Source organism: Bifidobacterium sp. VU/mBH4 (B4), assembly GCF_058199535.1.
Genome location: NZ_JBVPQJ010000005.1, coordinates 121,180 through 146,792 on the forward strand (window position 1 = coordinate 121,180; position 25,613 = coordinate 146,792).

Sequence of the window (25,613 nt, forward strand, 5' to 3'; positions counted from 1 at the left end):
GAGTCCCAGTCGGGCGGCGGCATGCTGCTGGATCTGGACCATGTATCCAAGATCTACGGCGATCTGCATGCCCTGGACGATCTGAACCTGAGCGTCCCGCAAGGTCAGTGGCTGGCCGTGGTGGGGTCATCCGGCTCAGGCAAGACCACACTGATGAACATTCTGGGCTGCATGGACACGCCCAGCCGTGGTTCGGTCCGCCTGCAGGGGCGGCCGTTGGAGGATCTGAGTCAGTCCCAGCTGGCCGATGTGCGCAAGAACGTGATCGGCCTGGTCTTCCAGAAGTTCTACCTGGTCCCGCATCTGACCGCCCTGGAGAACGTCATGGTGGCCCAGTACTACCACTCAGTGGTGGACGAGGACCAGGCCATGAAGGCCTTGGACCGGGTGGGCCTGGCGGATCGAGCCCGCCATCTGCCCAGCCAGCTTTCGGGCGGCGAGCAGCAGCGGGTCTGCGTGGCCCGGGCGCTGATCAACGAGCCCAAACTGATCCTGGCTGACGAGCCCACTGGCAACCTGGACGAGGCCAATGAGCGGATCGTGCTGGACCTCTTCCGGCAATTGCATGACCAGGGGACCTCCCTGATCGTGGTCACCCACGATGCCCTGGTGGCCTCCTGCGCCCAGCGGGAGATCATGCTCAACCACGGTGTGCTGGCCGGCGAGCAGTGGAATGATGAGGAGGCCAAGCGGGCCTACCTGGCAGCCGGAGGTCGGCCGGCCTTCAGTGGAGCTCCTGGCGATTCCGGGGACCAGGATATTCCGGTGGGCTTCCACGACCCCACCAAGACGGCCAAGACCGGCGGCACCCTGCCGGGATCGGCTGCTGATGCAGAAGGAGGGCGTTGAAATGGCTAAAAGCAAGTCTCGGGGACTGGCCACGGCCTCGGCAACATTGGCGACCCTGGTGGCGGTGGGCTCTCTTTTGGGCGGCTGCGGAAGCCAGCAGGCCAAGCCCATGGACGACGAGTTCGCCGGGTCAGGCGCAGAGTCCAGCTCTGCTCCAGGGTCAGCGGAAGGATCCGGCGCGGCGGGCGAGGGCAAGCCTACGGCCGTCTCGCGTGATGGGTTGCCGGCCGCTCCGGCCGACACGGGCAACTATCATGACGGCACCTACGCTCTGACGGGCAAGTACGGGCGTGACGGGGCCGACACCATCGATGTGGATCTGGATCTGTCGGGAGGGCAGGTGAGCCGGGTCCAGGTCCAGGGGCATTCGGACTCGCCCATTTCACGCGGTCACATGGAACGCTTCGCCCGGGCTGTGCCCGGTGTGGTCCAAGGGCGTCCGCTCAAGGACCTCAAGGTGGAGAAGGTGGCCGGGGCCAGCTGGACCTCGGACGCCTTCAACAAGGCCCTGGACCTGGCCCGGCTGGAGGCTTCGGCGGACAGGTCTTCCTGAGAACCGGGCTGCACGGGTGGCAGAGACAAAAAGGGGCGAGGATTCGATTCCTCGCCCCTTTTCTTCAGATCAACTAGCGATCCCACCAGGGCCGCAGCGGGTAGGTGTCCGTGCCGGTCTCGGGATCGGGCTTGATGCACTGGAACTGGTGTATTTGAATGTTGTCGAGCTCGAAGTTGAGCCGCGCGCCGGCCATGTACAGGCCCCAGAGACGCGCCTTGGGCTCGCCCACCATGGGCTTGGCCTGGCCCCAGTGCTCCTGGAGGTTCTCGGTCCAGTGCTTGAGGGTCAGCGCATAGTGCTGGCGCAGGTTCTCCTGGGTGATGACCTCGAAGCCGGTGTCCTGGATGGCCAGTTCGATCTCGGCTGGGCTGGCCAGCTCGCCGTCGGGGAAGATGTAGCGGTCGATGAAGCCGCCGGCCCGCTTGTGGTCATGGGAGTTGGTGCGGGTGATCTGGTGGTTGAGCAGGATGCCGCCCGGACGCAGCTTGTCCATCATCTCCTTGAAGTAGGAGGGGTACTGCTTGTAGCCCACGTGCTCCATCATGCCGATGGAGCAGATTCCGTCGAATCCGGACTCGGGAACGTCGCGGTAGTCCATCAGCCTGACCTCAGCCAGATCCTGCAGGCCCTCCTGACGAATCCAGTTCTGGGCCCACTCGACCTGCTCCTCAGCCAGAGTCACGCCGATGACGTGAATGCCGCGGCGGGCGGCCGCGATCTCCATGGAGCCCCAGCCGCAGCCCACGTCCAGCAGACGGTCGCCCTTGTTCAGGTGCATCTTGTCCAGGACCATGTTGAGCTTGTGCCACTGAGCGTCCTCCAGGCTGTCGTCCTCCTTCTCGAAGACGGCGCAGGTGTAGGTCATGGAGGAGCCCAGGAAGAGCCGGTAGAAGTCGTTGGACTGGTCGTAGTGGTAGCTGACGGTGGCTGCGTCGCCCCGGCGGGTGTGGGGACGGATGCCCTCAGTCAGTCGCTTGGCCAGGGAGGGCCCTTCGATGGCCGGCGGCTCGGGTACGCGCACCCCGTGTGAGAAGACGGCCGCAGCTGCCCGGGCCAGCTCCATCTTGCTGGGATGCTTGACGAAGTGCTTGAGGCCCATCAGTTCCTTGAGAACCTGGTAGGGGTTGCCTGGCAGCAGCTCGGGAGAATCCAGATCGCCCTGCAGGTAGGCCCGGGCCAGACCCAGGTCGTTGGGATTTTCCGTGATGTAGTACATGGCACGGGAATTCTTGACTTCCAGATGTAGCGGCGCTTGGTCCTGCCCGAAGACCGACCCATCGAAGGCGGTCACCTGCACAGGCGCGTCAGGGGTGAGGAAGAGCCCGATCATCTCGGCTACAGTCATCTTGCTTTTGGCCATGAAGCCCCCTTGTGTGACCCGGACATGACCGAACATGGCGGGTCTGGTAGTTAGTGGATACAAGTACTGTCTTCACCCTACCCCTGACACTGGTCCCTATCAGTGTCATGTTCAGTGAATTATTCCGCATGGGAAACCTTGCCTGGGTACAGACTCTTTGGTAAGGCTGAACAGGGAGGCGAGCAGGAAATGACCAGCAGCGGATCAGCGTCGGCCGGGGCAGATAAGGCTTGGATTCAGCACACGCTTGCCAGATTGGGGCATTCGCGCTTCCGGTCCGGTTTCTCCCTTTCGGCCAAGGATCGCTCCTACGCCCGCGCCAAGGGCAGGGATACCATCGACCGCCACGCCCATGAGATGCTGGCCAAGCGTGTGGGGCCTGCCCGCCCTTTGAAGGACGGCAAGCAGACCCCCTACCGCGGGCATCCGGTCTTCACGGCCCAGCATGCCACGGCCACCTGCTGCCGGGGGTGCATCGAGCGCTGGCACCACATCCCGCGCGGCCGGGCTCTGACCGATGCCGAGGTGGATGCTCTGGCCAAGCTGGTCATGGCCTGGATCGAGCGCGATTTGGTGAATCATCCGGCTTGATGCTGATGTTGCGGCGCTTCTGTCACTAACCGTGGCTATGGATCAGTCGGGAATGATGATGTTGATGAAGCGTTTCCATTCATCAACAAAATCCATGGTTTTACCGCCTGTCAGCCACCGCAGCTGGAGCCCATCCATGGCACTGAGCGTCTGCAGGGCTATTCGATCGGGGTTCTTAAGCCTATCCCTCTTGGCAACGTAGGCATACTCGTGAAGAACCTTCTGCTCGCGATCGAGGAAGAACTGGTGGGCAGGATGGTTGTCTTCCAGGGATTCGCCTTGAAGGACGATATAGAGACTGACCAATTGCGGTCGGGAGACGTTCGCCTCCACAGTTGCAGTGGTCAGGGTCTTCAGACTGAAATCACCGTGGTATCCCAGTCCATCTGAAATATCGGTTTCCTCACTGACTCCAAGGCGCTTGGCGATGGCTTCGGCGTTGATGCTGTCCGCATATTCCAGAGTTTTGACAAGAAGTTCCTCTTTGGATTTGAAGTAGTACAGAAGCCCTGCCTCAGTCACTCCCTCAGCTTCCGCTACATCACGTATGGTGAACCCCCAGAAGCCGAACTTGGAAATACAAGCGATGGTTGATTTCAGAATGCTTGTTCTGCGTTGGTCGGCCGACATTCGCGGTGACGAGGTAGAACGCTTTCGCCTATTCATTGGTCATCCCTCTGAGAAAGTCGACGTGTACCAACAGCATTGTATCCGTATTCAATGTACTTGATGCAACCACTTATATCAGGATAATCCGTCAACCGGCAATGCATCGTCTGGACAGATCGGGGCCAAGCAGAAAGCCGTTCCGCTTGGCCCCGATCTGTTCTTTCAGCTGGGCTGCCTACGATTATTTGCTGAACCCGGCTGTCAAGCCTGCGACCATCTGTTTGCGGCCGAAGATGTATGCCGTCAGGATCGGCAGCACCGAAATAACCACTGCTGCCAGTATTCCTGGTGTATCTACAGTGAACTGCCCCTGGAAAAGCCAGAGCGACAGGGGTATCACGCGGTTATCTGCAGACTGGGTCAGAATCAACGGGAAGAGGAAACCATTCCAGACATTCAGGCCGTCATAGATAGCCACTGTAATGATTGCGGGCCTGACCATCGGAACAGCGAGTTTCGTCATGGTCATGAACTCGCTGGCCTCGTCCACTGACATGGCTTCGAAAAGAGACTGGGGTATGTCTCTCAGAAAGTTGGTCAATATCATTACCGAGATGGGGATCGCAAAGGCTGCTGACGGCAGGATCAAGGCCCACAAAGTGTCATAGAGGCCGATGCGGATGATGAGGTAATACACAGGGATGATCACGGCCTGCATGGGAATGGCCAGGCCGGTGATGATGAACTTGTAGACCCGTCGGGACCACTTGTCGTTTCTGCGCACGATCATGTAAGCCACCATGAAGGTGACCAGCAGAATTATGGCTACGGTGACGACTGTGACGAAGACCGAATTCCAGATGTACCTGAGGAAGTGATTCTGGAAGACTCTTCGATATGCGTCAAAAGTGACATGGCTTGGCAACGAAAGCGGGTTTTGGGAGAACAGGTCGTTCTGATTCCGGACCGACGTTACCAGAATGTAGTAAACGGGCACTACCACGACGGCCAGCCAGATCCAGCCTAGGAGTCCTCCGGCGATGTTGATTTGCTTTCCTTTGATCCTGATCATCAGACTCCCTCCATCTGGCTTTCCATCTTGTCGGAACCCGATAGCTTGTTGAGCAGGAGCGATATGGCAATGCCCATGACGAGGATGATGACCCCCACGACGCTCGCCCCGCCCATGTCATAGCTCTTGAAACCTTTGAGATACATGTCCAGGGGAAGAATGCGGGTGGCATTTCCCGGCCCGCCTGCGGTCATGACATAGACCAGATCGAAATAGGTCAGCGATCCCACAATCATCAGGGTCGAATCGGTGGCAAAGGTATATTTGATCTGCGGCAGGGTGATGGAGAAGAACTGGCGTACAGTCCCTGCTCCGTCCAGCATGGCTGCCTCATACAGGCTTTGGGGTATCTGCCGTACCGCACCCTGATAGAGCAGTGAATGCAATGGTATGAAGCACCAGGAAACCACAACGATCAGGGTCCAGAGGGCGGTGTTGGGATCGCCCAGCCAGTTGTGTGCGAGCCACTTCCACCCCAAAGCCTTCCCAAGGCCGAATTGCGGATCCAGAAGGTTCTTGAAGGCTATGGCGACCGCAGTGGACGAGAAAAGGAGCGGAATGAAGTAGAACACTGACAGGAAGGCCCTGTACCGCTGCTTTCCTGCCATGAAGACACCCAAAAGGATGCAGATGGGGGTTTGCACTAGCCAGCTGACAACAGTGAGTATCACAGTGAGCTTCAGACCGTTGAGTACCAGCGGGTCATGGAGCATTCTGATCCAGTTGCCGATGCCATTCCATGTAACCGCCCCCAGTCCGTCCCAGTTGGTCAGGGACAGGATGACAACACCTACTAGGGGAATTGCCGCGAATAGACCGAACAGCAGCAAGGCCGGCAAGGCGTACCATAATGACGGCCCCTTGTGCAGGGTCTTCTCCGTGCTCCTTTGATGTGTTTTCCTCATAGCGCTCCTCTCATAGCTTGTTTGTACCTTGGGAGCTATTTGATCGTTTTGTTCATCGCCGAAACGAACTGATCAGGAGACATGGTGTTCAGGAACACCTGCTCCAGATTGTTCAGTATGGCCTGACCTTGTTCAGAGGGAAGCGCAACATCCCAGGAGAGCTGATAGTTCGGCGCCTTTTTTACGGCCTGGTACAGCCAGGGGTAGTAGCCTGAACCATCGTCAGCGGCTTTGATCTTGGATTCGATGTTCTTCACCGGAGGGACCTGCCCCTGCTTAAGCATGGCATCGACCATGGTGTCGGAATAGTTCTTGGTTTTGATGAAATCTACGAAGGTCTTCTTCTGCTCCTTGCTGGCCTTTGACGAAAGCTGCCAGTAGCTGGACAGATTTCCTGTCAGGTCATTGGGGTCGCCCCTGCCGTCCTTGACGGTCGGGAAGGGGGCATAGCCCAGATCCTTGGAGGTGAAGTCCTTGCTGATGCTGATCAGGTCCGAATACACCCAGGATCCCATGAGTTCAAAGCCTGCCTGCCCAGTGGTGATGAGTGCAGTGTCTTTCCTGTCATCGGCGGTCAGGGACTGGTAGGAATCGCCGAAGGCACCTGCATTGACCAGCTCCTGAATCATCGCCATGGCCTTGGTCACCGCAGGATCGCTCCAGGCGTCTTTCTTGCCCTTGAGCACATTGTCAAAGACTTCAGGGCTTCCGATGCGGTCAACAAGGTACGCGGCCCACATCAGGTATGGCCACTTGCTGCCGCCCGCCAGGGAGATAGGGGTCTTGCCGGCGGCTTTCAGTGCTGAGACATCAGCAACCAGTTCGTCCCATGTCTTTGGGGCCGAGTTGATGCCCGCCTCCTTGAGCACTTTCTTGTTGTAGAACAGCAGAACAGGCTGGGCCTGTCCGGTGGGTACAGCATAAAGCTTGCCGTCTCGGAAACCTTCCGCTGCAACCGAATCAAGCACCTTGCCCTGAATATCGGACTTGAGTTCGGGGGTCAGATCGGTGATTGCCTTGCTCTTGGTGTAGTCGGTCAGCGGTGACCCTCCCCAACTGGGGAAGAAAGTAGGGGCGTTGCCTGAGCCGACTGCAGTGCGAATTTTCTCCTTGTATGCGTCATTGGCAAAGCTTTCTTCACTGATCTGGGCATCCTTGTGGTTCTTGTTCCATTCCTTGAAGGCATCCTTTACGGGATTCCAGGGTGCATCCGTCATAGCCCAGGTCGTCACATTGGCGCCTTCCGCCTTGCTGCCCGACGAGTTTCCGGGCTGGGAACCGCAGGCGGAGGCTCCCAGTAGCATGGCCGTGGATGCTATGGCTGCAATGAGTTTGCCCGATTGTTTCATGTCAGTCTCCTCTTTGAGTCCTATCTTCTCTTCGTTTTGGCTGAGTCCCGACGGCTTCCGTCGTCGGGAGTCGATGATTACTATATACTTAGTAATTACTAAGTGCAAATTAGTTCATTGATTTAATTCCCATATCTTCAAGGAGGAAATAATGAGACCAGACACTGGGAGCAGGGTTCTGCACGTGAGGGAAGGTTTTGATGATTGCGGCGATGGCAGCGAGGAAAGGCCTTTTCGCAGCATTCAGCAGGCAGCCGATGTGGCCCTGGCCGGCGATGTGGTCATGGTGCATGCTGGCACATACAGGGAGAGCGTGAATCCAATCAACGGCGGCAAGGACCGGTATGACCGGATCACCTATACTGCCGCTCCCGGCGAGCATCCGGTGATCAAGGGTTCAGAGCGTGTCAGCTGCTGGCAGGACCGCGGGAATTCAGTCTGGACGGCCGAAATCGACAACAGCTTGTTCGGAAGCTTCAACCCCTTTGCAACCCCTCTGAAAGGTGATTGGCTGGAACGGCCGAGTACATGGAATATGACTCTCGGCGAGGTCTATATCAATGGGAAGTCGATGTACCAGGCTCCGGACGTGGAGTCGGTGCGCAATCCCCAGATGCGCAAGACCGGTTTCGGACCCGACTGGGTCAAGGAGGAGGAGCCGGTGGCTCATCCAGAGGATACGGTCTATCAGTGGTATGCACAGGTCGGGGATCGGACAACCTGCATTTGGGCGAATTTCCAAGGGTATGATCCGAACGTCAGTCTGGTGGAGATCAATGTGCGCCCGACCTGCTTCTACCCATTGCGTACCGGCATCAACTACATAACAGTAACCGGGTTCGAGATGGCCCAGGCTGCCTGCCAATGGGCTCCCCCCACGGGTGACCAGCAGGGTCTGATCGGCACCCACTGGTCAAAGGGATGGGTCATTGAGGGAAATGATCTGCATGATGCCAGGTGCAGCGCAGTTTCGCTGGGCAAGGACTGGTCCACTGGTGACAGCGAATCCACCCGGTGGGGATACAAGCCTGGGTATCAGACGCAATTGGAGACGGTTTTCCGCGCTCGCCATGCCGGGTGGGATATGGAGACCGTCGGTTCGCATCTCGTGCGCAATAACCATATCCACGACTGTGGCCAGAACGGAGTCGTCGGGCATCTGGGTTGCATCCGTTCGGTGATTGAGGACAATGACATCCATGATATTGGCAATAAGCATGAGTTCTTCGGCCATGAGATAGCCGGCATCAAGCTGCATACCGCAATCGATGTGATTATCAGGCATAATCACATCCATGACTCCACATTGGGAATCTGGCTGGATTGGGAAGCCCAAGGGACGCGGGTGAGTTCGAATATCTTCAATGACAATATCCGTGATTTTATGATTGAAGTCACTCATGGCCCCTGCCTGGTCGACAACAATGTGTTCGCCTCGGCATACAACCTGGACAATGTGGCACAGGGCACCGCTTTTGTGCACAACCTGTTCTGCGGGTCCGCTCAGCGCCGCGACGTCCTCGACCGGTTCACCCCCTACCATTTGCCGCATTCGACCACTGTCGCTGGCACGGCCTGCGTCTATGGAGGCGACGACCGAATCTATCAGAACATATTTGTGGGAGGAGAGGCCTATCTGCCTGGGGTAACTACTAGGGGGACAGAGACTTATGAGGGGTGCCCAGGCAGCATGGACGAGTACCGGGAACTGGTTCATGCTCATGGTCCGGGGGACCTTGAGCTTTTCGAACGAGTGAAACAGCCTGCCTATATTGACCGCAACGTCTATCTCAATGGTGCGCAGTCATGCTCTCAGGACATTAATGCCTGCAAGGTTTCGGATAATCCGAGACTCAAAGTCGCAACAGACCGCGACGGATCTGTTTGGCTGGATGGGGAATTGCCTGAGGCCATGTTCCACATGGGTTGCTGCATTGTTGACACCGCCATGTTGGGAGCGCCGCGCATGTCCGAAGAACGGTATGAGGCCCCGGATGGCAGCCCGATTGCCATAGATAGGGACCTGACTGGCATCGCTCGTGGGGATGCCCCGGTGCCCGGCCCTCTTGAGGAGCTAACACCAGGCAAGAATCATGTGCGGCTTATGTAGGAGTTGAATCACGGATGGCCTGAAGCCAGAAAGAGTGGACGGAAGTTTCTACGAACTCCGTCCACTCTTTCCGTTTGAATGCCGAGGGATGTCGTCATGGGCTGAAAGGGGCAAGGGCCTCGGATCTGGACGTTGACGATGACCTGTCTGGTGGCTGGGAGGAGATTACCCTCCTTGGCGCATCGGCTGAGGAAGCATGTCAGGCTCACGGAGTGCTATGACTTTGTGGGTTTCGTTGAGGGTTCAGCATCCTTCGGTTGTTTTACCTCACGGGCTTTCTTGTCTCCGGAGCGGGGAATGCCCAGAAGTTTGCGCGTCTCGGCAGCCAGCTTTTTCGGCGTCTTGCGCACTCCGCTCTCCTCGGCATCCTTGATGATGGTCTTCACGTCCAGATCGGGATTGCGGTCCTGGGTGGCCACCAGGTCACGTGCTTCCTGCCGGTTGAGCACGGTGGGCAGGGTGCCGGGCATGGGGCGCCGGGCGGTCTCCGCCAGGAAGAGCACGGTGATCAGACCGCAGGTCGAGGTGAACATGATCCAGTAGGCGGGTGCCAGGGACTTGCCGGTCGCTGTTACCAGCCCTTCCATGATGACAGGCGCGGTGCCGCCGAAGACGGCTACGGCCAGGTTGTATGACAGTCCCATGCCGCCATAACGGGAGGCAGTGGGGAAGAGGGCCGGCAGGGTGGAGGCCAGGTTAGCCACGAAGAAGATGACCGGGATGGCCAGCAGAACCAGTCCGCCGAAGACGGCACCCGTGGTCTCATGCTCCAACAGTCGGAAGGCCGGCAGGGACAGGCAGAGTCCAGTGAATGCTCCCATGAACAGCACCTTCTTGCGGCCAAAGCGGTCGGAGAGGGCTCCGGTGATGGGGATGCAGAAGGCCACCATGAGCAGGACCGGCAGGGAGAGCAGATTGGCCTGGGCCGTGTTGTAGTGCAGGGTGCCCGACAGGTAGGTGGGCATGTAGGCGGTCAGCGTGTAGCTCAGGGTGTTGGCTGCGGCCACCAGGATGAAAGCCATGAGCAGCTCCCGCCAGTAGCCCCGGATCAGATCCAAGAGGCTCTTGTGCTGGCTCTTGGTCTTCTCGTCGCTGGCATCCTGGGCCTGACGGAAGGCGGGGGTGTCCTGGACCTTGGCCCGGAAGTAGACTGCGATGGCGGCCAGCGGCAGGGCAATGATGAAGGGGATGCGCCAGCCCCAGGCCAGCATGGCCTGCGGGGAGATGGAGAATTCCAGCAGGGAGACCAAGGCTGCTCCGAAGGCGTAGCCCAGGTAGGATCCCACATCCAGCAGGGAGGCGAAGAAGCCGCGGTGCCGGTCCGGCGAGTATTCGGTGACCATGGTCGAGGCGCCTGCGTACTCGCCGCCCGTGGAGAAGCCCTGGATCAGCTTGAGCAGGATGAGCAGAATTGGTGCTAGGGGACCGACGACCGCATAGCTGGGCAGAAGGCCGATCAGCAGAGTGGCCGCGGACATGCTCAGCAGGGTGAAGGCCAGGATGCGCTGGCGGCCGATCTTGTCGCCCAGCTGGCCCAAGACCACGCCGCCCAAGGGCCGTGCGATGAAGGTGACGGCGAAAACGCCCAGGGAGAAGAGTCGCTGTACGGCATCGGATGCGTCGGACAGGAAGACACGGCCGATCGTCACTGCCAGGTAGCCGTAGACCCCCACGTCGTACCATTCCATGAAGTTGCCGACCACGGTGCCGGCGATGGCCCGCTTGAGAGTGGATCTGTCCACCACGTTGATGTCGGTCAGATGCAGGCGTTCGCTCCAGCCCCGGTGCGGCCGCTGGTTGCGCTTCTTGGCCTTGCGCTTGGCTGCGGCCTGCTGTTTCTTGACCTGCTTGGCTGTCTGCCTGTCGCGACGTTCCTGCTCATGTTGGCTGCCATCTGCAGCCGCAATTTTATCGTCCTCTGCCATTGTTCCTTCTCCGGCCACTAGGCCGTTGTTCGTCTTTTCCGCCGTTGTGATTTCCCTGTTTGCCTCTTCCTTTAGCGGTTTTCACAAAAATGCCATAAATATACAGCTTACCACGCTGTTTTCTTCAAGGTGGAATGATGTAGCCGCGCTACCGAACCCGGTAGTTTTGTATTACTGATTAACTAAATGGATACAGATTTGAAGATGAGGCCGGCGTATCTTGTTTCTGGGGTCGCAATTCAGAACTTTTTTGGCTGTTGTCGTGTACGTAGTGGTATATTCAGCTTGTCAAGAACATCGCAGGGGAACGGAAGGGGTAATGATGTCTGCTTTCGCTAAAAGTTTGTTTAATGCCCTGCCCCGTATCGCGGGGGGGGGGTAGGCTATAAGCTAATCCATAATTCATGCATTCTCCTCCCTGATGCTTACCCAAATCAAGGAGACTGAAGAATGGGTTACAAAGAAAATATTGCCGCTCTCGCTTTTGATCACAGTGATGATGTCAATGTTGCTTACGGCAATGCCAAAAATCAGCTCAATATGATTCGTACGGCTAATTTGGAAGGGCCGGACAGAATTTTACCTGATGACTTTTCGCAGCAACTGACTAAGCTCAATACCTCCTTCAACCAGCAACTTCCCGATAAGCGTTCTGCAATTGAAGCAGAAGAGAAGAAACTGAAAACACAACATCTTATCTTCCTGCTAGTCAAGATTGCATTGATTCTGCTGGGCCTTTTGTTCCTTGTGAATGAGAATCTTCGAGTTCTTGGTCTCATAATGGTCATCGCCGGCATAATTTGCCACTTCGTTTTCAAATCAATTGATGCAAACAAATCTGCCGATCTCCTTGCTGAGTGGAATGGATTCTTCGACGGTTTTGTCGACTCCATCGGGCACGGTGAAACACTGCATTCGCCTGCTACTGGTCTTTTCAAGAAGATTGATGATCTGTTTCTCAAGAGCCTTGATGATAATGCCCGTGGCTTTGAACAGCAGCAGCGACAGATGCAGAAGAACATGGAGGCTCAGGCTGAACAGTCTCGGCGTGCTTTGGCCGCACAGGCCGAGCAGACGCAGGCTATTCAGAAAGGCATGGCTGATATGAGCAGATCGATGCGGCGTCGTTGATGCATCATGCCTTCTGTTGATTCGGATATCGTGTGCCCCGGCTGCGGGGCACCACTTTCGGCTTCGAGTAAGCAATGTCCTTATTGCGGAAGACCTGTTGTTCTAACCTCATTGAACTTTAAACAGGTTCGTCGAGCCACTTACAAGGACTCGGCACGATTCCTCGATAAGTACCAGGAGGTGCTGAAGGATTCGCCCAACGATCCGAAGGTGCTGGCTTCATTGGGGTACGTCCTTTTTGATAGGGGCCAGTACCAAGAAGCTGCTGAGAACTTGGAAAAGGCTGTAGAAAATGGTTCTAACGATTCCGATGTTCTTTTCCATATTGCATTAAGCAGGTTCAAGTCACAAAAACCGTTCAAGATAAAGCTCAAAGAGGCGGAGTCAATAATGGCGACTCTGGATTCTGCGATTGAGATGAATCCACATCCCCAGTATCTGTGTGCAAAAGCAATATTGATCAAACGACTTTTTGAGCAGCGCTACATCAGGTATTCACAATCATCCAAGGAGGTGATGGAAGCGGCCAAGCAAGGAGGACTGACTGATTCCGACAGCCAAGAGATGAATGAACTGTTGATGAAGTGACGATCGATGCTGAATTTTGTGATTCGGGAAAGGTGTGAATAGGAGTGAGTTTCGAAGACTACAGCGTTGCCATAGATAGGCGTAAGGATACGGCTATGGAGATCTGCGGCATTTTCGATGAGGATGAAGTGGGCAGGGTGGAACCGGTTTCCTACATCCAACAAATGAACGGTCATATGATGATCACGGTCTGGATGTTCGGGAACAAAAAAATATACTCCGCCATGTTTGAACTTCAGCCCGATAGGGCTGGAGACGCAACGCCTCCGGGCCGCACTTTCTTTGACGTGTATCGGTTCAAGAACATAGTCGATATTAGAGTGGATGACTTTGGATGCGTCATCAGCATGCGGACAGGGAAAAAACTGGAACTGAAGTCAAACAGTTATGAAGGCTCGGAGTCCTTCTTGAATTCCGCCCATGGTCTTGTGAGTTTGTGGGACGAGTATGACGACTGATTGCTGCTTGACCAGGTAATGGATACGGATTGAACAGTGCATAAGAAAAAGGGGTGTACAGATGGCTGTATTCAAGCGCAACTCCAATGAAGCCGCTTTTGCAGGCGGTGAGAAGCACTTTGTCGATGTCATCAAGAATCGTTCAGATAACGACACACTCATATTTAAAAACCCCGAAGAAGACTTCAACAACGGAACCACTCTGGTGGTAGGTCCTGGAGAAAAGGCCATCTTCGTCTATCAGGGTACGATCGAGCAAATTTTCGATCCGGGTAGCTATACCCTGACCAGTGCCAATTATCCTTTTATATCCCGTTTGAGGAACAGCCTGTCCGGCGGAGTCTCTTCGTTCCATTCGCTGGTCTATTTTGTTCGTACAGCGACCAGCAGGGAAATCAAGTGGGGCACACAGACACCTATCAAGGTCTACGACAAGGCTCTTGGCGACCAGTTCCAAGGGATCGGCGTTGAAACTGAGGTGAGGGCAAGAGGCGCTTATCGCATCAAAGTTGACGACTGTGGCATTTTTCTTACTCAATTGATCGGCAATAACTATGATCTGACCGATCAGGAGTCGATTACCGACTACTTCCGCAACCAGTTCCTTGGCCACATCGTTTCTATCTTGACCACTGAGCTGACCAAGTGGGAGGGGCCCCTAATCTCGGTGCCTGCCAATGCTGTAACCTATGCCAAGACAATAGAGGATGAAATCGCGCCCATTGCTGCTGAATACGGCATGAAAGTACTGAACTTCAGCATTTCCGCAATTGACATTGTCGACAATGAAGCCAGACAGGAAGCCCAGGAGCTGATATCCAAGAACCGCGAGCAGTTCTATGGGCGTATGGCCCAGGGGCAAGGCGAAGCGGCATATGCGCAGGGCCAGCAGTCTGCGTATGAGACTTATGGCACCAACTATCAGCAGGCTCAGGTTTTGAATGCCATGAATGGTGCCGCGTCCAATCCTGGCTCTGACGGTGGAGCTCTCCTAGGGGCGGGTATGGGATTGACCATGGGAGCCGGCATGGGGCAGGTCATTCCCAACATGGTCAATCAGACGATGGGACAGGCACAAGCAGCTCCTCAACCGGCCTCCGTCGACCCTGTAGAGCGGTTGAGCAGACTGAAGGAAATGCTGTCGAAAGAGCTTATTTCCCAAGAGGAGTATGAGGCTAAAAAGGCCGACATACTCAAGGAAATGTAGGTGACTTGAATGAAGTATCTAGTTTCGATTTTTGCAACGGTCCTGACGCTCATAGGTTGTGCGGCTTTCATGGCTGAAATTGGTACCTATGGCTTTGCCCCTCCCGCTCAGTGGATAGTGATGCTCTTCCTATTGTTGTTCACTGTTTTGTGCTGGGTGGCTCAGTCGCGTAGCGATGAAGATGCTGCATCAAGGAACGAAAATCTTTATTACCGTCTGATAGCTGAGAATGTGGTATTTCCGGCTGTTGGTTATCTGATTCAGGGTATTATTGCGATTTTCTACTTTTCAGCTTGGAATGCCCCCTGGTGGTCCGGGAATCTCACCTTGAGGCACATATTGCCTAGTGGATTTTTCATCCCCCTCCTGGTCGAAGTTCTGCTCACCATCGTGGTCATTTCCTTGTGGGTCGGCAACATTACAGCCAACGTGCATACGGTTCGCCAGCAGGTCGTGAGGGACGAAAAGGTCGCCAATCGTGCACAGCTGAAATCTCAGGTGCTCTTCCTTGATTCGTGTTTGGATCCGAATGACAAGGAGGCGACTGATATCAGCAGTCAAATTCAGCGTAAGGTCGAATCCCTGCCGCTTGTTCCCGATGCTACGACCGGTCTCTTCTATTCCCGTGCCATCAATGAAATTCAAGAAGCTACAGCTAAGGGCAGTGTAGATCTTCCTACTCTTCAACATATTCGGGATACGCTCAACAGAGTGCGCTGATAACTCTCGTCACACGAAGCGTCTCATACAATTTTGTGAGGCCCCGAGATGCCTGTTAGCGGAATCGGGTCCGTATTATGCAGTCTGCATAATTGTGCATAGCGGGAACTGTTGTCATGGCTTAAAAAGCGAAGAGAACCCGGCCGTCTTACAGATCCACCCATTATGGCGTGTCCCTGAAGACGGTCGGGTTCTTTGTTCTTAGGAAGAACCTAGCTCCTGTCAGGCCTTCAGGAAGTTTGGATCAGCAAAGGCGGGGTTGGGATAGGTGTAGAAGCCTTGTCCGGAGTCCTTGCCGGTCTTGCCTTCGTCCATCATCTTCTGGATCTTATCCATGAAGGGCTTGAAGTCAGGGTTGTCACCCTGCTGCTCCTTGGTGATGTTGAAGGCAGTCCGCAGTCCCACAACGTCAAAGATGGCAAAGGGTCCCATGGGGGCGCCCGTACCGATCATCCAGGTCTTGTCCACGGTCTCCGGGTCTGCGATGTCGTGGCCCCAGAGGTGGGCGGCGGCGTTGAGCAGGGGGATGAGAAGGGTGTTCAGGACGTATCCTGGCTGCTCCTTCTTCAGGACGATGGGAACCATGCCGATTTCCTTGGCATAGTCCACGATCTCGTTGAAGACCTTGGGGTCGGTCTGCTCGGAGCCCATGATCTCTGCAGTGTTGTTCAGCCAGACCTGGTTGGCGAAGTGCATGTTCAGGAACTTGTCCGGCCTGCCCGTGTCGGGGGCGAAGGTGCTGGGCACGTAGGTGGATGAGTTGCTGGTGAAGATGGTGTCCTTGGGCGCCAGTTTGGCCAGGCTCTGGTAGAAGTCGTGCTTGATGGAGGGCTTCTCGGGGACAGCCTCGATGACCAGGTCAGCGTTCTTGACAGCCTCGGCCATGTCGGCGGTAAAGGACATGTTATTCAGTCCGGCATCGAACTGTTCATCAGTGGCGTTGATGTCGTGCTTGTAAGAATCGCGCAGGTTCTTGACACGCTCCTCTGCGGCCGCCACAGCTTGGTCGTTGATGTCGTAGATCGTCACTTTCTTGCCTTTGAAGGCTGATTGATAGGCGATCTGGCTGCCAAGCACCCCGCCGCCGGCAACCGTGACATTATGAATGTTCGTCATAGAAACCTCTTTCATTCGTGGTATCCATCCTTGGATACGCTCTTCCATAGTAGAGCCAGGTCTTGGACGGGGCCAGGCTCACAGATGTGGCAGACAGGCGATCAGGCCTTGAGGAAGTCCTCATCCTTGTAACGCGGGTTCGGATAGTCATAGAATCCGTGGCCTGCGTCACTGCCGGTCTTCCCCTCGTCGAGCATCTTCCTGACCTTCTCCAGGAAGGGCTTGAAGCCAGGGTCGTCGCCTTTCTGTTCTTCGATGATGTTGTAAATGGTTCGCAGACCGACCGCGTCATAGGCGCCGAAGGGGCCAACGGGCGAGCCAGTGCCGATCATCCAGGTCTTATCGATGGTTTCAGGGTCTGCTATGTCGTTGCCCCAGAGATAGCCGGCATCCTCCAGGAAGGGGACCAGCAGGCTGTTGAGGATGTACCCGGGCTGCTCCTTGTGGAGCGGGATGGGGACCATGCCGATTTCCTTGGCGTAGTCCACGATCTCGTTGAAGATGTCGGGGTCGGTCTGGTCGGAGCCCATAATCTCGGCGGTGTTCATGCGCCACACGTGATTGGCGAAGTGAAGGCAGAGGAACTTAGCTGGACGACCGGTGTCTGCGGCATAGGTGCTGGGCACGTAGGTGGAGGAGTTGCTGGCGAAGATGGTCTTCTCAGGGGCTACCTTGGCCAGGCTCTGATAGAAGTTGTGCTTGATGGAGGGTTTCTCGGGGACGGCCTCGATGACCAAGTCGGCGTCCTTGACGGCTTCAGCCAGGTCTGCGCTGTAGCTCAGGTTATTCAGCCCAGCATCGAACTGCTCGTCGGTGGCGTTGATGTCCCGCTTGTAGAGGTCGCGACGGTTCTTGATCCGCTGCTCAGCCGCTGCAATGGCCTCATCGTTGATGTCGTAGACCGTGACTTTCTTGCCCTTGAATGCTGATTGGAAGGCGATCTGGCTGCCCAGCACCCCGCCGCCGGCAACCGTGACATTCTCAATGTTCGTCATGAGAAACTTCTTTCATTATCGGGCGCCCCGCATTGGACGCAATGCTCATTCTAGTGGAGAAAAACAGGCCGAATTGAAAGGAGTTTTGTGCCAAAAATGGCTATTTTCTAGGGAAATTGGGGTGAGTTCAGTTCCTTGCCGGTTGCAGATAAATATGTTGCATTGCTCACATAGGTTTGCCCGTATGGAGCGGTCCTGCCCGAGCTTAGAGCAGCATCTGGGCAGCAAACCGCGCGCTTGCTGCATACACGATTCGCCTGGGCGGGTGGCAGTCAGAGAATCTGGCAGAACTCGATGGTCTCCTGGTTGGGGCCAATGACGTTGAAGTAGCGGATTCCGCGCTCCCAGAAGGTGGGAATGGACTGGATGGAGTCCTCTCTGATATTCAGTCCCATCTCCAGGGCATGCTCGTAAGCAGCATCGATGTCTGGCGTATCCAGTGCCCAGTGGTTGATGGCCCCGGTGCGCATGGGCGCAGGTTCGCCCTCCCAGGTTTCGATGGTTAGATGGCCCAGACGCAGAAAGGCGCAGCGGTTCTCTCCGTTGGGGTAGATGCCGACCAACTCGAACCCGAGTTTGTTGGTGTAGAAGTCGATGGTCTCGTCCAGATCGTGGGCGATCATGCCCGAGTGCTGGAAGTCAGTGGTGAAAGCCGACATGTTTTGCATAGTGATGACTCCTCCTTGAGGGTTAAGGTACTTGATAGCATGTTAGGGCTGTTTCAGCAGTTCTTGTCAATTCGGGAATGTGACCAATGCCTTGGTCGTTTCACCAATCTTGCCTTCCATGAGTTCAGGAACTTGTTCCAGTTTCAGTTCGTGACTAATCAGGTCGCTGATATTCAACCGCCCGGATTCTAGGAGACTGATGGCATCCATGCAGGAGAGGGGATTGATGAAGGATCCTTTGATGGTCAGTTCTTTCTGGTAAATATCATAGGTGTTCATGGTGAAGTGGGCATCGGGGGCGCCCACCCCGAACATGAGGACCTGGGCACCACGTCTGCACGCTTGGATGGCCTGCGCCTGTGTGGCTGGAAGGCCAACGGCCTCCACGACCAGATCATAGGCCTCGACAGGCAGAGTCTCGCAGTCAGTCTTGTACGTGGCGTGGATGTTGCTCAAACGTCTGCCCAAGGCCAGTTTCTCGGCACTGATACCGGCTAGATCCACCTGGACCAGACCATAGCATTGAAGAATCTGGGCGAAGAGCTGTCCCATGAAGCCGTCCCCGATGACCAGTGCCTTCTGGCTGGGTCGCAATTCCATGAGATTTACGCCGTGGACCGCACAGGAGATTGGTTCCATCATGGATGCTTCTCGCAGCGCGACTCCATTGGGTACTTTGTAGACTACTTCAGCAGGGGCCGAGAAGTATTCCGCCATCCCACCGTTCCGGGTTACACCGATAGCTGACAAGTGACTGCAAAGCCCGGGTTTCCCGCTTCGGCAGTAGTTGCACTGGTGGCAGTAGATGTTGGGATCCACGGCCACATTATCCCCAACCGCTAGACCGGTCACCTGGCTTCCGACGTATGCGATCCGGCCTGAATTCTCGTGGCCTAGTATGATGGGCGGATCAGCTTTAGCTGAACCAGGAAGACCCAGATACAGATCACGGTCGGTGCCGCAAATACCCGCATAAGCAGTGCGGATGAGGACTTCTCCGCTGCCAGTGTGGGGCGTGGGCACATCCTCCAGGTCCAGTTCTTGTGGGTTTTTTAGAACAAGTGCCTTCATGACTCATCCCCAGGTTCCTGTGCTCCGGGTTGTGCGTTGTCGGCAGCTTCCTTGAAATCGGGTAGCTCTATCTGGATTTTGACATCCTCCTGGTGCCCCTGGGCTGCCCTGTCGAAAGCCTCCTGGGCCTGATCCATTCTGTAGGTTCGGGAGATGAAGGGCGTCAGGTTAATTTTTCCTGCTGAAACTAGATCAATGGACTTCTGGTAAACATTGGCATACCTAAAGACGTTCTCTATACGGGTCTCCCTGGCCTGGACCTCGGTAATATCCATAGGGACGATTCCTTCGGCTGGGATGCCGACAATAACGGTAGTGTTGCCCGGTGCTCCCAGTTTCCAGAGCTCCTGGTAGGCATTGAGGTTTCCAGATGCCTCGAAGACACGGTCCGCTCCCCATCCGTCTGTCTCATCCATGACCCGGTCCAGAAGGCTGTCTTGGTTGATGTCCACAGGAATGACTCCAGGGATTTGGGCAGCTAGGTTCAATTTAACGCGGGATGAGTCGGACACTAGGACGCGTGCGCATCCCCCGGCCATAGCCGAAGCCGCCGTCATCAGTCCAATGGTTCCTGCTCCACTCACGGCTCCGGTGTCGCCTGGTTTTATCCTGGCCTTGGTAGCAGACCACATTCCTACTGAAAGGGGCTCTAAGAGGGCTCCTTCCGCGTAGGACATATTCTCTGGCAACTTGTAGGTGAAGGCTGCGGGGTGAACAATTTTTTCGCAGAGGCAGCCATCAACGGGCGGAGTTGCAAAGAAACGGACGGAAGGGTCAATATTGTATAGTCCCAGCTTGGAGGCTTTGGAATTCATATCAGGGATTCCGGGTTCCATCGCCACCTTATCGCCGACCCTGAACCCTTTAACCCCGGGTCCGACTTCAAGAACAGTCCCTGAGGCCTCATGTCCGATGATCATCGGTTTTTGCACGACGTACTTGCCCACTCTACCGTGTAAGTAGTAGTGCAAGTCTGAGCCACATATGCCAACGGTATGAGGAGCTATGAGCAATTCGCCATATCCGGGTGCGGGTGGATCGGGGACATCCCGCACCTTGATGATGCCTTGTTTCTCTAAAACGACCGCTTTCATTTGCTGCTCCTTTAACCGGGCTAAAAAGGGGGGTTGGATTTACATCGTCATTGACAACTTGCTTCCATACTATGCGTCACTGATGGGATGAATATATTGCCCTATAACCAATAGTGGTATTATTTTGACTTCTCATCTGATCTGCGGGGGGAGCGGAGCGCGAACAGGCTTTCGATAGCTTTGTTGCACTTGATAGTGTCAGATTGCAACGGAGGTTTACGTATACATGAGAGACAGCGCAGTTGATCGTGGGGCCCTTGAGGTTGTGGTGCCACGGGGAGATGAATCAATCCGTTGGCTGGAGCATGGCTACCCGTCCGCTCTGGCCCGGTGGCATTATCACCCGGAAATTGAAATTCATTTGATCAGAGAGAGTAGAGGCTACATGATGGCCGGTGACGGCATGATCTCGTTTTCTCCAGGGCAGGTCTCGCTTTTGGGAAGCAATGTGCCACACAATTGGATTTCTGATCTGACCGCAGGCACCGTCATCTCGCATAGGGATGTGGCTTGCCAGGTTCATCCCAACCGTATCCAGGCCCTTGCGCGGATCTTTCCTGAGGCTGGCCAGATTTCGGCTCTCCTGCAGCGGGGACATCAGGCGATTGTGCTTTCCGGCCAGTCCGCCGTCCGTGTGGCCACGATACTGACCGATATGGGGAATCACCGTGAACTTGACCGTCTGATTGACCTCTTGGAGATATTCAGAGTCTTCGTGCAAGCTCCGAGCAACGAATGGTCCACCATGGTCACTCCGGGCTATGAGCCTGATGCTTCGGTAGATATGGCTAACCGGATCAATCAGGTTCTGGCCTATATCAATTCACATATTGCGGGCCAGATAAGCCTGAACGGGGCCGCAGAGGTTGTTTCGATGAGTCCATCGGCCTTCTCCAGGTTCTTTAAGAAGGCTGCAGGAATCAACTTTTCCGACATGGTCCGTAGGCTGCGCATCTCCCGAGCATCCCGCCTCCTGGTCACGACCGACTTGCCCATTGCCAGTATTCGAGCTCGAAGCGGATTTGGCAACGTTGCCAATTTCAACCGTCGATTCAAACAGGAAATGGGAACGACGCCAAGAGCCTACCGGCAATCCCATCGGTACTGAGATGACCAGCTTCCGATTATGCGTGCATAGTTCTGCATTGTCGGATATTCACCAGGAGCCTGCAGAATCGTAATTTTCCTTATAGCGGGGAAGGGGCCGCTTGGGCAAGCTCTTTTCAGCCGATTTTCATCGGCCCGCATGCTGAGGATCTGACCAACCAATGATACTTATTTGTCAAATATTAATGCTGTCTTGCCTTTTTAGGCGTCTCGAGGAACAAAGAATTGCAGGTAGCTTGGATTAGCGCTATCTTATTTTGTACAACGGATTGATTAAATAAGATCCGTCCTGTACTCATCCTTAAACACTCGCGATGAAGCGTGTTTTGGTGTCGCAGAAAAGAGAAACAAATGGTAACAAAACAAACGAAGGCATTGGCAACACTGGTGTCACTGGTTCTAGCTTGCGGTGGCCTGTCCGCTTGTGGCGGGGGGGGGGGGGGGGGGGCTCCGATGCTCATGACAAGGAACTTGTGTTTCTAGATGGATATCCAGAACGGAAGGATGACTCCCCATGGGGCAAGGCCGTTCAGGGATGCGCACCCAAGGGATACACGATAAAGCGCCAGCTTCAGGACGAGACAATGAATCCTCTGACCATCGCAGTCAAAGAGAACAATGCGCCTGATATCGCTATGATCGACAATCCATCCATGCCAACCGCCGTTGATTCAGGAATGGTGGTCGACATGAAAGAAGCAGGCGTTGATACCAGCGGATTCGATAAGAACATAGCGGCACCAGGAATCATCGACGGCAAGACTTACGGAGTCAGTTACGGTGTCAATACCTTGGGCTTGTACTACAAACCAGATATTTTACAGAAGGCCGGGGTCGATCCGGCTGGCATCAAGGATTGGGATTCGCTTAATGCGGCCATCCAGAAGGTAGTCCAAGCAGGTTTTAAAGGTATTTCATTCTCAGGGATAGCCACTGAGGAAGGAGTTTTTCAGTACCTTCCTTGGTTCTGGGGCGCAGGCGGGGATCTGGAAAATCCTGACTCTCAAGCTGCCCAGGATGCTCGCGACCTCCTTTCAGGGTGGGTTAAGAACGGGTGGGCTCCAAAATCATCCACCACGAATAACCAGTCAGCTGCTTGGGATGTCTTCATGAGCGGTGAGTATGGTTTCGCCGAGAATGGCTCTTGGCAGGCGGAGAGTGCCTCCAAGAAAGGTTACGGAGTTCTTTCCATTCCGGCTAAGAATGGTGGGCCGGCTAAGGTGCCGGCGGGTGGCGAGTTCCTGGTCCTTCCCTTCCATAAGAAGGGTGATGAGACCAAGCAAAAGGCTGCTGCTCAATTCCTGAATTGCTTGACGGGTCGTGACCTTCTCAAGGCCAGTGAATCTACTGGGTATCTTGCTTCTAAAAAAGCGGTAAGAGAACAACAGTTAAAGGATCAGGTCTACCTGCAGAGCTGGGATCAACCTGCGGCTAACGCCCAAGGACGCACCACCCGACTGGGGCTTAAATACGAGAACGTTTCTTCCGACCTCTCCAAGAAACTTCAAGCCGCCCTCAACAAGTAAGTCCATGACCATTCGGTAGAGCGACTCCCAGCCGGCAAAGCAACTTGTGACTGGTGAATTCCGATCAGGATGGATAGCCCTCAAGTACTTACGGCTATCCACTTGATGTCGGTAAGGGGCCTAGAGCTGATTACCGTGTCGGATCGGAACAGTCGCCTACCGTGTTTCTTCACTTCATTCAGATTCAGATTCTGGGTCTGTTGATTGCCTCCCTCTGCCCAGCAGGAGAGGCTTTGCTTCAACTAGTATCTTCCTGATTTTCATTTTGAAAGAAAAATATGATTTCCTTCCCATCCTCAATTACGAGGAGACCACGGCGGTTCACCCGCCTTGCGGCTTGGGGGTTCGCACTCCCGCTCTGCATTTACTTGCTCCTCTTCTACGTTGCCCCCCTCTTGCAAAACATCTCCATGAGTCTGCACAGGTATACCCGCCGAACCTTCGTGACCGGAGGTGCCCCCTTTGCTGGGCTGGATATATATAAAGAGGTGCTCTCTTCAAACGAATTTTGGGCCACTCTTCTGCACACTCTTATCTTTGTGGTCGCCTCCATTGCCGTTCAGTACACTCTCGGACTGGCCCTGGCTGTTTTTTTCAACCAATCATTCCATCTATCCTCCTTCTTAAGAGGCATTTTCCTGGTCCCTTGGCTCCTGCCCCCAATGGTTTCAGGAACGGTCTGGCAGTGGATGATGGATGCTGACAACGGAATTGTTAACAAGTTCTTGGGTCTATTTGGAGTCGATCCGATTTGGTGGCTGCAGGCAGATCATTCACTGTGGTCCGTGATTATCGCCAACATCTGGCTCGGGATCCCTTTTAACCTGGTAATCCTCTATGCAGGTCTGCAGAACATCAACGGAGACCTCTATGAGGCTGCCTCGATTGACGGAGCAAATGCTTGGCAGCGCTTCTGGAAAATTACCTTCCCCCTATTGCGGCCAGTGACCCTCATTACCCTTATGCTGGGCTTCGTCTATACCCTAAAGACCGTTGACATTATCTGGATCATGACCCAGGGTACTGGTACCTCCCAGACCCTTGCTACCTGGGCCTATGCATTGGCTTTCGCCAAGGGTAGCAACATGACAATCAAGTACTCGGAGGCATCCGTTATAGGGACGGTGTTGATCCTGGTGGCCCTCATCTTTGCATTCATCTACCTCTGGGCACAGAAAAAGGAGGATGAACTGTCATGAAACCACGTCCTACATGGTGGAAAACGTTGATTGCGATCCTGATAACAATGGTTATGCTCTTCCCGCTCTACTGGATGATCAACATATCCTTCACCCAGCGCAGATCAATTCGAGCGGCGGACCTGTACCCCAAGGATTTCACACTCTCCAACTATTCGGCCATGATTCATACCCAGTTGCCCTACCTAGGCACTTCGCTCTTGATAGCTTTCAGTGTGGTCATTGTGACGCTTATCATAGCTCTCCCGGCTTCCTATGCTCTGAGCTTCCTGAACTTCGCCGGCAGTCGCAGTATGAACTTCATCCTGATCCTGGCCCAGATGATACCGGCTGTGGTTATGTCATTGGGCTTCTATCAGATCTTCAATGACTTGGGGTTGCTTGACTCCATTCCAGGGCTAATTCTGGCTGACAGTACCTTATCAGTTCCCTTCGCGGTCATCCTGCAGACTGCTTTTATGCAAACTATGCCTAAGTCTTTGATCGAGGCGGCTAAAATCGATGGGGCTTCAAATTGGCGGATATTCATGGAGATCGTCATACCGTTGTCCCGGAACACTATAGTGACGACATCCCTCTTCGCCTTCCTTTGGTCTTGGTCGGACTTCATGTTCGCTTCGACGCTCAATGCAGGAGGCGGCAAAATGAGGCCCATAACCATGGGCATCTATGATTTTATTTCCGCCAATAACGAGGAGTGGGGCCCGTTGATGGCAACTGCCGTTATGGCTTCCGTTCCTACGGCTGTTCTTCTCTTGGTAGCACAGAAATATGTGGCAGCCGGCGTTACTGCCGGAGCCATTAAGGACTGATGAAATTTGAGCCGTACAATCCAACCGACTTGGCGTTCCGTAGAACTTGGATTCAATAAGCAAATTTCATTTAATACACAAAGTTTGGAGAGATCATGACGCAATTCAAGACAACAGAAGACGGTAAGGCCCTTCTCTGGACAGGGGATGGGGAATATCTGAGGATCGAACCATGGGGTCAGGGGCTGCGCGTCCGTGCTTCTATGATGAGCCCGATCTCGTTGGGCCAGGATTGGGCCCTCCTACCCTGCAAGGGCCCAGTTAATTCCAGTATCGAGATCTTTCCAGATGAGGACCGGGCTACGGTGACCGTCGGTGATATCCGACTAATTGCGGAAGGAGGGTATGAGTGGAACGGCTCTCGTGGATATGGAGTTTCCACTTGTAGACTCCGGTTCTTCAACAAGGAGGGAAAATTCCTTTTTGAAGAGAGTGATAACGGGGGTTCGTTGAACCTGAAAGCCAGAGACTACCAGTCCATATCGGGTGGTGATTATCGGGCTACTGTTACTTTTCATGCTCCTGATGATGAGTGTTTGTATGGGATGGGTGAGTATCAGCAGGATAGGTTGGATTTGAAGGGGTGTTCGTTTGA

General features: G+C 54.8%; 24 protein-coding genes and 1 pseudogene. 14 read left to right on the forward strand and 11 right to left on the reverse strand.

All coding sequences use genetic code 11. The annotated features are described in order from the left end of the window. Positions 1 to 21 precede the first annotated feature (21 nt). Together AC0AII_RS07215 and AC0AII_RS07220 are read left to right on the forward strand one after the other, a co-directional pair. Positions 22 to 849, forward strand: a complete 828-nt coding sequence (locus AC0AII_RS07215; protein ID WP_101433096.1) for an ABC transporter ATP-binding protein — start codon at positions 22 to 24, stop codon at positions 847 to 849. 1 nt (position 850) lies between these two features. Next, entirely contained in the window at positions 851 to 1,402 is a 552-nt protein-coding gene (locus AC0AII_RS07220; protein ID WP_445340736.1) for an FMN-binding protein, read from the forward strand. Positions 1,403 to 1,475: 73 nt separating this feature from the next. On the opposite strand, the gene AC0AII_RS07225 is transcribed toward AC0AII_RS07220, so the two are convergent. After that, the gene (locus AC0AII_RS07225) at positions 1,476 to 2,765 is read right to left on the reverse strand and encodes a class I SAM-dependent methyltransferase (RefSeq protein ID WP_306221500.1); all 1,290 of its coding nucleotides are present in this window, start codon (positions 2,763 to 2,765) and stop codon (positions 1,476 to 1,478) included. Positions 2,766 to 2,954: 189 nt separating this feature from the next. On the opposite strand from AC0AII_RS07225, the gene AC0AII_RS07230 reads away from it, so the two are divergent. Beyond that, positions 2,955 to 3,356: a DUF4186 domain-containing protein gene (locus tag AC0AII_RS07230; RefSeq protein WP_490446647.1), complete on the forward strand. Its 402-nt coding sequence runs from the start codon at positions 2,955 to 2,957 to the stop codon at positions 3,354 to 3,356. A gap of 42 nt (positions 3,357 to 3,398) precedes the next feature. Here AC0AII_RS07230 and AC0AII_RS07235 read toward each other — a convergent pair whose 3' ends face one another. The 4 genes from AC0AII_RS07235 to AC0AII_RS07250 form a co-directional block, all read right to left on the reverse strand. After that, positions 3,399 to 4,022 carry a TetR/AcrR family transcriptional regulator gene (locus AC0AII_RS07235; protein ID WP_490429827.1) on the reverse strand — a complete coding sequence of 208 codons (624 nt, stop codon included), beginning with the start codon at positions 4,020 to 4,022 and terminating at the stop codon, positions 3,399 to 3,401. A 184-nt stretch (positions 4,023 to 4,206) separates the two neighbouring features. Continuing rightward, on the reverse strand, positions 4,207 to 5,037 hold the full coding sequence (locus tag AC0AII_RS07240; RefSeq protein ID WP_490446648.1) for a carbohydrate ABC transporter permease: 831 nt from the start codon (positions 5,035 to 5,037) through the stop codon (positions 4,207 to 4,209). Continuing rightward, positions 5,037 to 5,942: a carbohydrate ABC transporter permease gene (locus AC0AII_RS07245; protein WP_198199435.1), complete on the reverse strand. Its 906-nt coding sequence runs from the start codon at positions 5,940 to 5,942 to the stop codon at positions 5,037 to 5,039. Before AC0AII_RS07245 ends, AC0AII_RS07240 begins: the two co-directional genes overlap by 1 nt. Positions 5,943 to 5,977: 35 nt before the next feature. Beyond that, on the reverse strand, positions 5,978 to 7,291 hold the full coding sequence (locus AC0AII_RS07250) for an extracellular solute-binding protein (RefSeq protein ID WP_198199436.1): 1,314 nt from the start codon (positions 7,289 to 7,291) through the stop codon (positions 5,978 to 5,980). Positions 7,292 to 7,442: 151 nt separating this feature from the next. Here AC0AII_RS07250 and AC0AII_RS07255 point away from each other — a divergent pair, with 151 nt between their 5' ends. Next, the gene (locus tag AC0AII_RS07255; RefSeq protein ID WP_490446649.1) at positions 7,443 to 9,401 is read left to right on the forward strand and encodes a right-handed parallel beta-helix repeat-containing protein; all 1,959 of its coding nucleotides are present in this window, start codon (positions 7,443 to 7,445) and stop codon (positions 9,399 to 9,401) included. Between the two features lie 215 nt (positions 9,402 to 9,616). Here the strand turns inward: AC0AII_RS07255 and AC0AII_RS07260 are convergent, their stop codons facing one another. Then, positions 9,617 to 11,326 carry an MFS transporter gene (locus AC0AII_RS07260; RefSeq protein WP_490446650.1) on the reverse strand — a complete coding sequence of 570 codons (1,710 nt, stop codon included), beginning with the start codon at positions 11,324 to 11,326 and terminating at the stop codon, positions 9,617 to 9,619. 450 nt (positions 11,327 to 11,776) lie between these two features. On the opposite strand from AC0AII_RS07260, the gene AC0AII_RS07265 reads away from it, so the two are divergent. The 5 genes from AC0AII_RS07265 (at position 11,777) to AC0AII_RS07285 (ending at position 15,430) form a co-directional block, all read left to right on the forward strand. Then, positions 11,777 to 12,457, forward strand: a complete 681-nt coding sequence (locus AC0AII_RS07265; protein ID WP_490446651.1) for a hypothetical protein — start codon at positions 11,777 to 11,779, stop codon at positions 12,455 to 12,457. A 6-nt stretch (positions 12,458 to 12,463) separates the two neighbouring features. Continuing rightward, complete coding sequence (locus tag AC0AII_RS07270) at positions 12,464 to 13,045, forward strand: zinc-ribbon domain-containing protein (protein ID WP_490446652.1); 582 nt, start codon at positions 12,464 to 12,466, stop codon at positions 13,043 to 13,045. Positions 13,046 to 13,089: 44 nt separating this feature from the next. Beyond that, positions 13,090 to 13,503 carry a hypothetical protein gene (locus AC0AII_RS07275; protein WP_024627044.1) on the forward strand — a complete coding sequence of 138 codons (414 nt, stop codon included), beginning with the start codon at positions 13,090 to 13,092 and terminating at the stop codon, positions 13,501 to 13,503. Positions 13,504 to 13,564: 61 nt separating this feature from the next. Continuing rightward, positions 13,565 to 14,710, forward strand: a complete 1,146-nt coding sequence (locus AC0AII_RS07280) for an SPFH domain-containing protein (protein ID WP_490446653.1) — start codon at positions 13,565 to 13,567, stop codon at positions 14,708 to 14,710. Positions 14,711 to 14,719: 9 nt separating this feature from the next. After that, positions 14,720 to 15,430: a hypothetical protein gene (locus tag AC0AII_RS07285; protein ID WP_313838599.1), complete on the forward strand. Its 711-nt coding sequence runs from the start codon at positions 14,720 to 14,722 to the stop codon at positions 15,428 to 15,430. Positions 15,431 to 15,652: 222 nt separating this feature from the next. Here AC0AII_RS07285 and AC0AII_RS07290 read toward each other — a convergent pair whose 3' ends face one another. From AC0AII_RS07290 to AC0AII_RS07310, 5 genes are all read right to left on the reverse strand, one after another. Then, positions 15,653 to 16,546 carry a 3-hydroxyacyl-CoA dehydrogenase gene (locus AC0AII_RS07290; protein ID WP_313838597.1) on the reverse strand — a complete coding sequence of 298 codons (894 nt, stop codon included), beginning with the start codon at positions 16,544 to 16,546 and terminating at the stop codon, positions 15,653 to 15,655. A 101-nt stretch (positions 16,547 to 16,647) separates the two neighbouring features. Beyond that, on the reverse strand, positions 16,648 to 17,541 hold the full coding sequence (locus AC0AII_RS07295) for a 3-hydroxyacyl-CoA dehydrogenase (RefSeq protein WP_490446654.1): 894 nt from the start codon (positions 17,539 to 17,541) through the stop codon (positions 16,648 to 16,650). 272 nt (positions 17,542 to 17,813) lie between these two features. Beyond that, positions 17,814 to 18,200: a VOC family protein gene (locus tag AC0AII_RS07300; RefSeq protein ID WP_490446663.1), complete on the reverse strand. Its 387-nt coding sequence runs from the start codon at positions 18,198 to 18,200 to the stop codon at positions 17,814 to 17,816. A 75-nt stretch (positions 18,201 to 18,275) separates the two neighbouring features. Next, positions 18,276 to 19,280 (reverse strand): zinc-dependent alcohol dehydrogenase family protein, encoded by a 1,005-nt coding sequence (locus AC0AII_RS07305; RefSeq protein WP_313838596.1) that lies wholly within the window; start codon positions 19,278 to 19,280, stop codon positions 18,276 to 18,278. Further along, on the reverse strand, positions 19,277 to 20,374 hold the full coding sequence (locus tag AC0AII_RS07310; RefSeq protein WP_490446655.1) for an NAD(P)-dependent alcohol dehydrogenase: 1,098 nt from the start codon (positions 20,372 to 20,374) through the stop codon (positions 19,277 to 19,279). The genes AC0AII_RS07305 and AC0AII_RS07310 overlap by 4 nt, the downstream gene beginning before the upstream one ends. Before the next feature lie 226 nt (positions 20,375 to 20,600). Between AC0AII_RS07310 and AC0AII_RS07315 the strand changes: the two genes are divergently transcribed. From AC0AII_RS07315 to AC0AII_RS07335, 5 genes and pseudogenes are all read left to right on the forward strand, one after another. Further along, positions 20,601 to 21,482, forward strand: a complete 882-nt coding sequence (locus tag AC0AII_RS07315; RefSeq protein WP_490446656.1) for a cupin domain-containing protein — start codon at positions 20,601 to 20,603, stop codon at positions 21,480 to 21,482. A gap of 583 nt (positions 21,483 to 22,065) precedes the next feature. Further along, positions 22,066 to 23,007: an extracellular solute-binding protein gene (locus AC0AII_RS07320; protein WP_490446657.1), complete on the forward strand. Its 942-nt coding sequence runs from the start codon at positions 22,066 to 22,068 to the stop codon at positions 23,005 to 23,007. Positions 23,008 to 23,417: 410 nt separating this feature from the next. After that, positions 23,418 to 24,206, forward strand: a complete 789-nt coding sequence (locus AC0AII_RS07325; RefSeq protein WP_490446658.1) for a carbohydrate ABC transporter permease — start codon at positions 23,418 to 23,420, stop codon at positions 24,204 to 24,206. Beyond that, positions 24,203 to 25,018 (forward strand): carbohydrate ABC transporter permease, encoded by an 816-nt coding sequence (locus tag AC0AII_RS07330; protein ID WP_313838589.1) that lies wholly within the window; start codon positions 24,203 to 24,205, stop codon positions 25,016 to 25,018. Before AC0AII_RS07325 ends, AC0AII_RS07330 begins: the two co-directional genes overlap by 4 nt. Positions 25,019 to 25,113: 95 nt before the next feature. Then, positions 25,114 to 25,613: pseudogene (locus tag AC0AII_RS07335) on the forward strand (glycoside hydrolase family 31 protein); the annotation flags it as partial.

Bases quoted from the DNA above. Each gene is read 5' to 3' on its own strand.
- AC0AII_RS07300 (WP_490446663.1), bottom strand. From the start codon at position 18,200: ATGTCGGCTTTCACCACTGACTTCCAGCACTCGGGCATGATCGCCCAC.
- AC0AII_RS07265 (WP_490446651.1), top strand. From the start codon at position 11,777: ATGGGTTACAAAGAAAATATTGCCGCTCTCGCTTTTGATCACAGTGAT.
- AC0AII_RS07230 (WP_490446647.1), top strand. From the start codon at position 2,955: ATGACCAGCAGCGGATCAGCGTCGGCCGGGGCAGATAAGGCTTGGATT.
- AC0AII_RS07325 (WP_490446658.1), top strand. From the start codon at position 23,418: ATGAGTCTGCACAGGTATACCCGCCGAACCTTCGTGACCGGAGGTGCC.
- AC0AII_RS07295 (WP_490446654.1), bottom strand. From the start codon at position 17,541: ATGACGAACATTGAGAATGTCACGGTTGCCGGCGGCGGGGTGCTGGGC.
- AC0AII_RS07220 (WP_445340736.1), top strand. From the start codon at position 851: ATGGCTAAAAGCAAGTCTCGGGGACTGGCCACGGCCTCGGCAACATTG.
- AC0AII_RS07235 (WP_490429827.1), bottom strand. From the start codon at position 4,022: ATGAATAGGCGAAAGCGTTCTACCTCGTCACCGCGAATGTCGGCCGAC.
- AC0AII_RS07245 (WP_198199435.1), bottom strand. From the start codon at position 5,942: ATGAGGAAAACACATCAAAGGAGCACGGAGAAGACCCTGCACAAGGGG.
- AC0AII_RS07280 (WP_490446653.1), top strand. From the start codon at position 13,565: ATGGCTGTATTCAAGCGCAACTCCAATGAAGCCGCTTTTGCAGGCGGT.
- AC0AII_RS07260 (WP_490446650.1), bottom strand. From the start codon at position 11,326: ATGGCAGAGGACGATAAAATTGCGGCTGCAGATGGCAGCCAACATGAG.
- AC0AII_RS07290 (WP_313838597.1), bottom strand. From the start codon at position 16,546: ATGACGAACATTCATAATGTCACGGTTGCCGGCGGCGGGGTGCTTGGC.
- AC0AII_RS07250 (WP_198199436.1), bottom strand. From the start codon at position 7,291: ATGAAACAATCGGGCAAACTCATTGCAGCCATAGCATCCACGGCCATG.
- AC0AII_RS07285 (WP_313838599.1), top strand. From the start codon at position 14,720: ATGAAGTATCTAGTTTCGATTTTTGCAACGGTCCTGACGCTCATAGGT.
- AC0AII_RS07225 (WP_306221500.1), bottom strand. From the start codon at position 2,765: ATGGCCAAAAGCAAGATGACTGTAGCCGAGATGATCGGGCTCTTCCTC.
- AC0AII_RS07330 (WP_313838589.1), top strand. From the start codon at position 24,203: ATGAAACCACGTCCTACATGGTGGAAAACGTTGATTGCGATCCTGATA.
- AC0AII_RS07270 (WP_490446652.1), top strand. From the start codon at position 12,464: ATGCCTTCTGTTGATTCGGATATCGTGTGCCCCGGCTGCGGGGCACCA.
- AC0AII_RS07215 (WP_101433096.1), top strand. From the start codon at position 22: ATGCTGCTGGATCTGGACCATGTATCCAAGATCTACGGCGATCTGCAT.
- AC0AII_RS07310 (WP_490446655.1), bottom strand. From the start codon at position 20,374: ATGAAAGCGGTCGTTTTAGAGAAACAAGGCATCATCAAGGTGCGGGAT.
- AC0AII_RS07320 (WP_490446657.1), top strand. From the start codon at position 22,066: ATGAATCCTCTGACCATCGCAGTCAAAGAGAACAATGCGCCTGATATC.
- AC0AII_RS07255 (WP_490446649.1), top strand. From the start codon at position 7,443: ATGAGACCAGACACTGGGAGCAGGGTTCTGCACGTGAGGGAAGGTTTT.
- AC0AII_RS07315 (WP_490446656.1), top strand. From the start codon at position 20,601: ATGAGAGACAGCGCAGTTGATCGTGGGGCCCTTGAGGTTGTGGTGCCA.
- AC0AII_RS07240 (WP_490446648.1), bottom strand. From the start codon at position 5,037: ATGATCAGGATCAAAGGAAAGCAAATCAACATCGCCGGAGGACTCCTA.
- AC0AII_RS07305 (WP_313838596.1), bottom strand. From the start codon at position 19,280: ATGAAGGCACTTGTTCTAAAAAACCCACAAGAACTGGACCTGGAGGAT.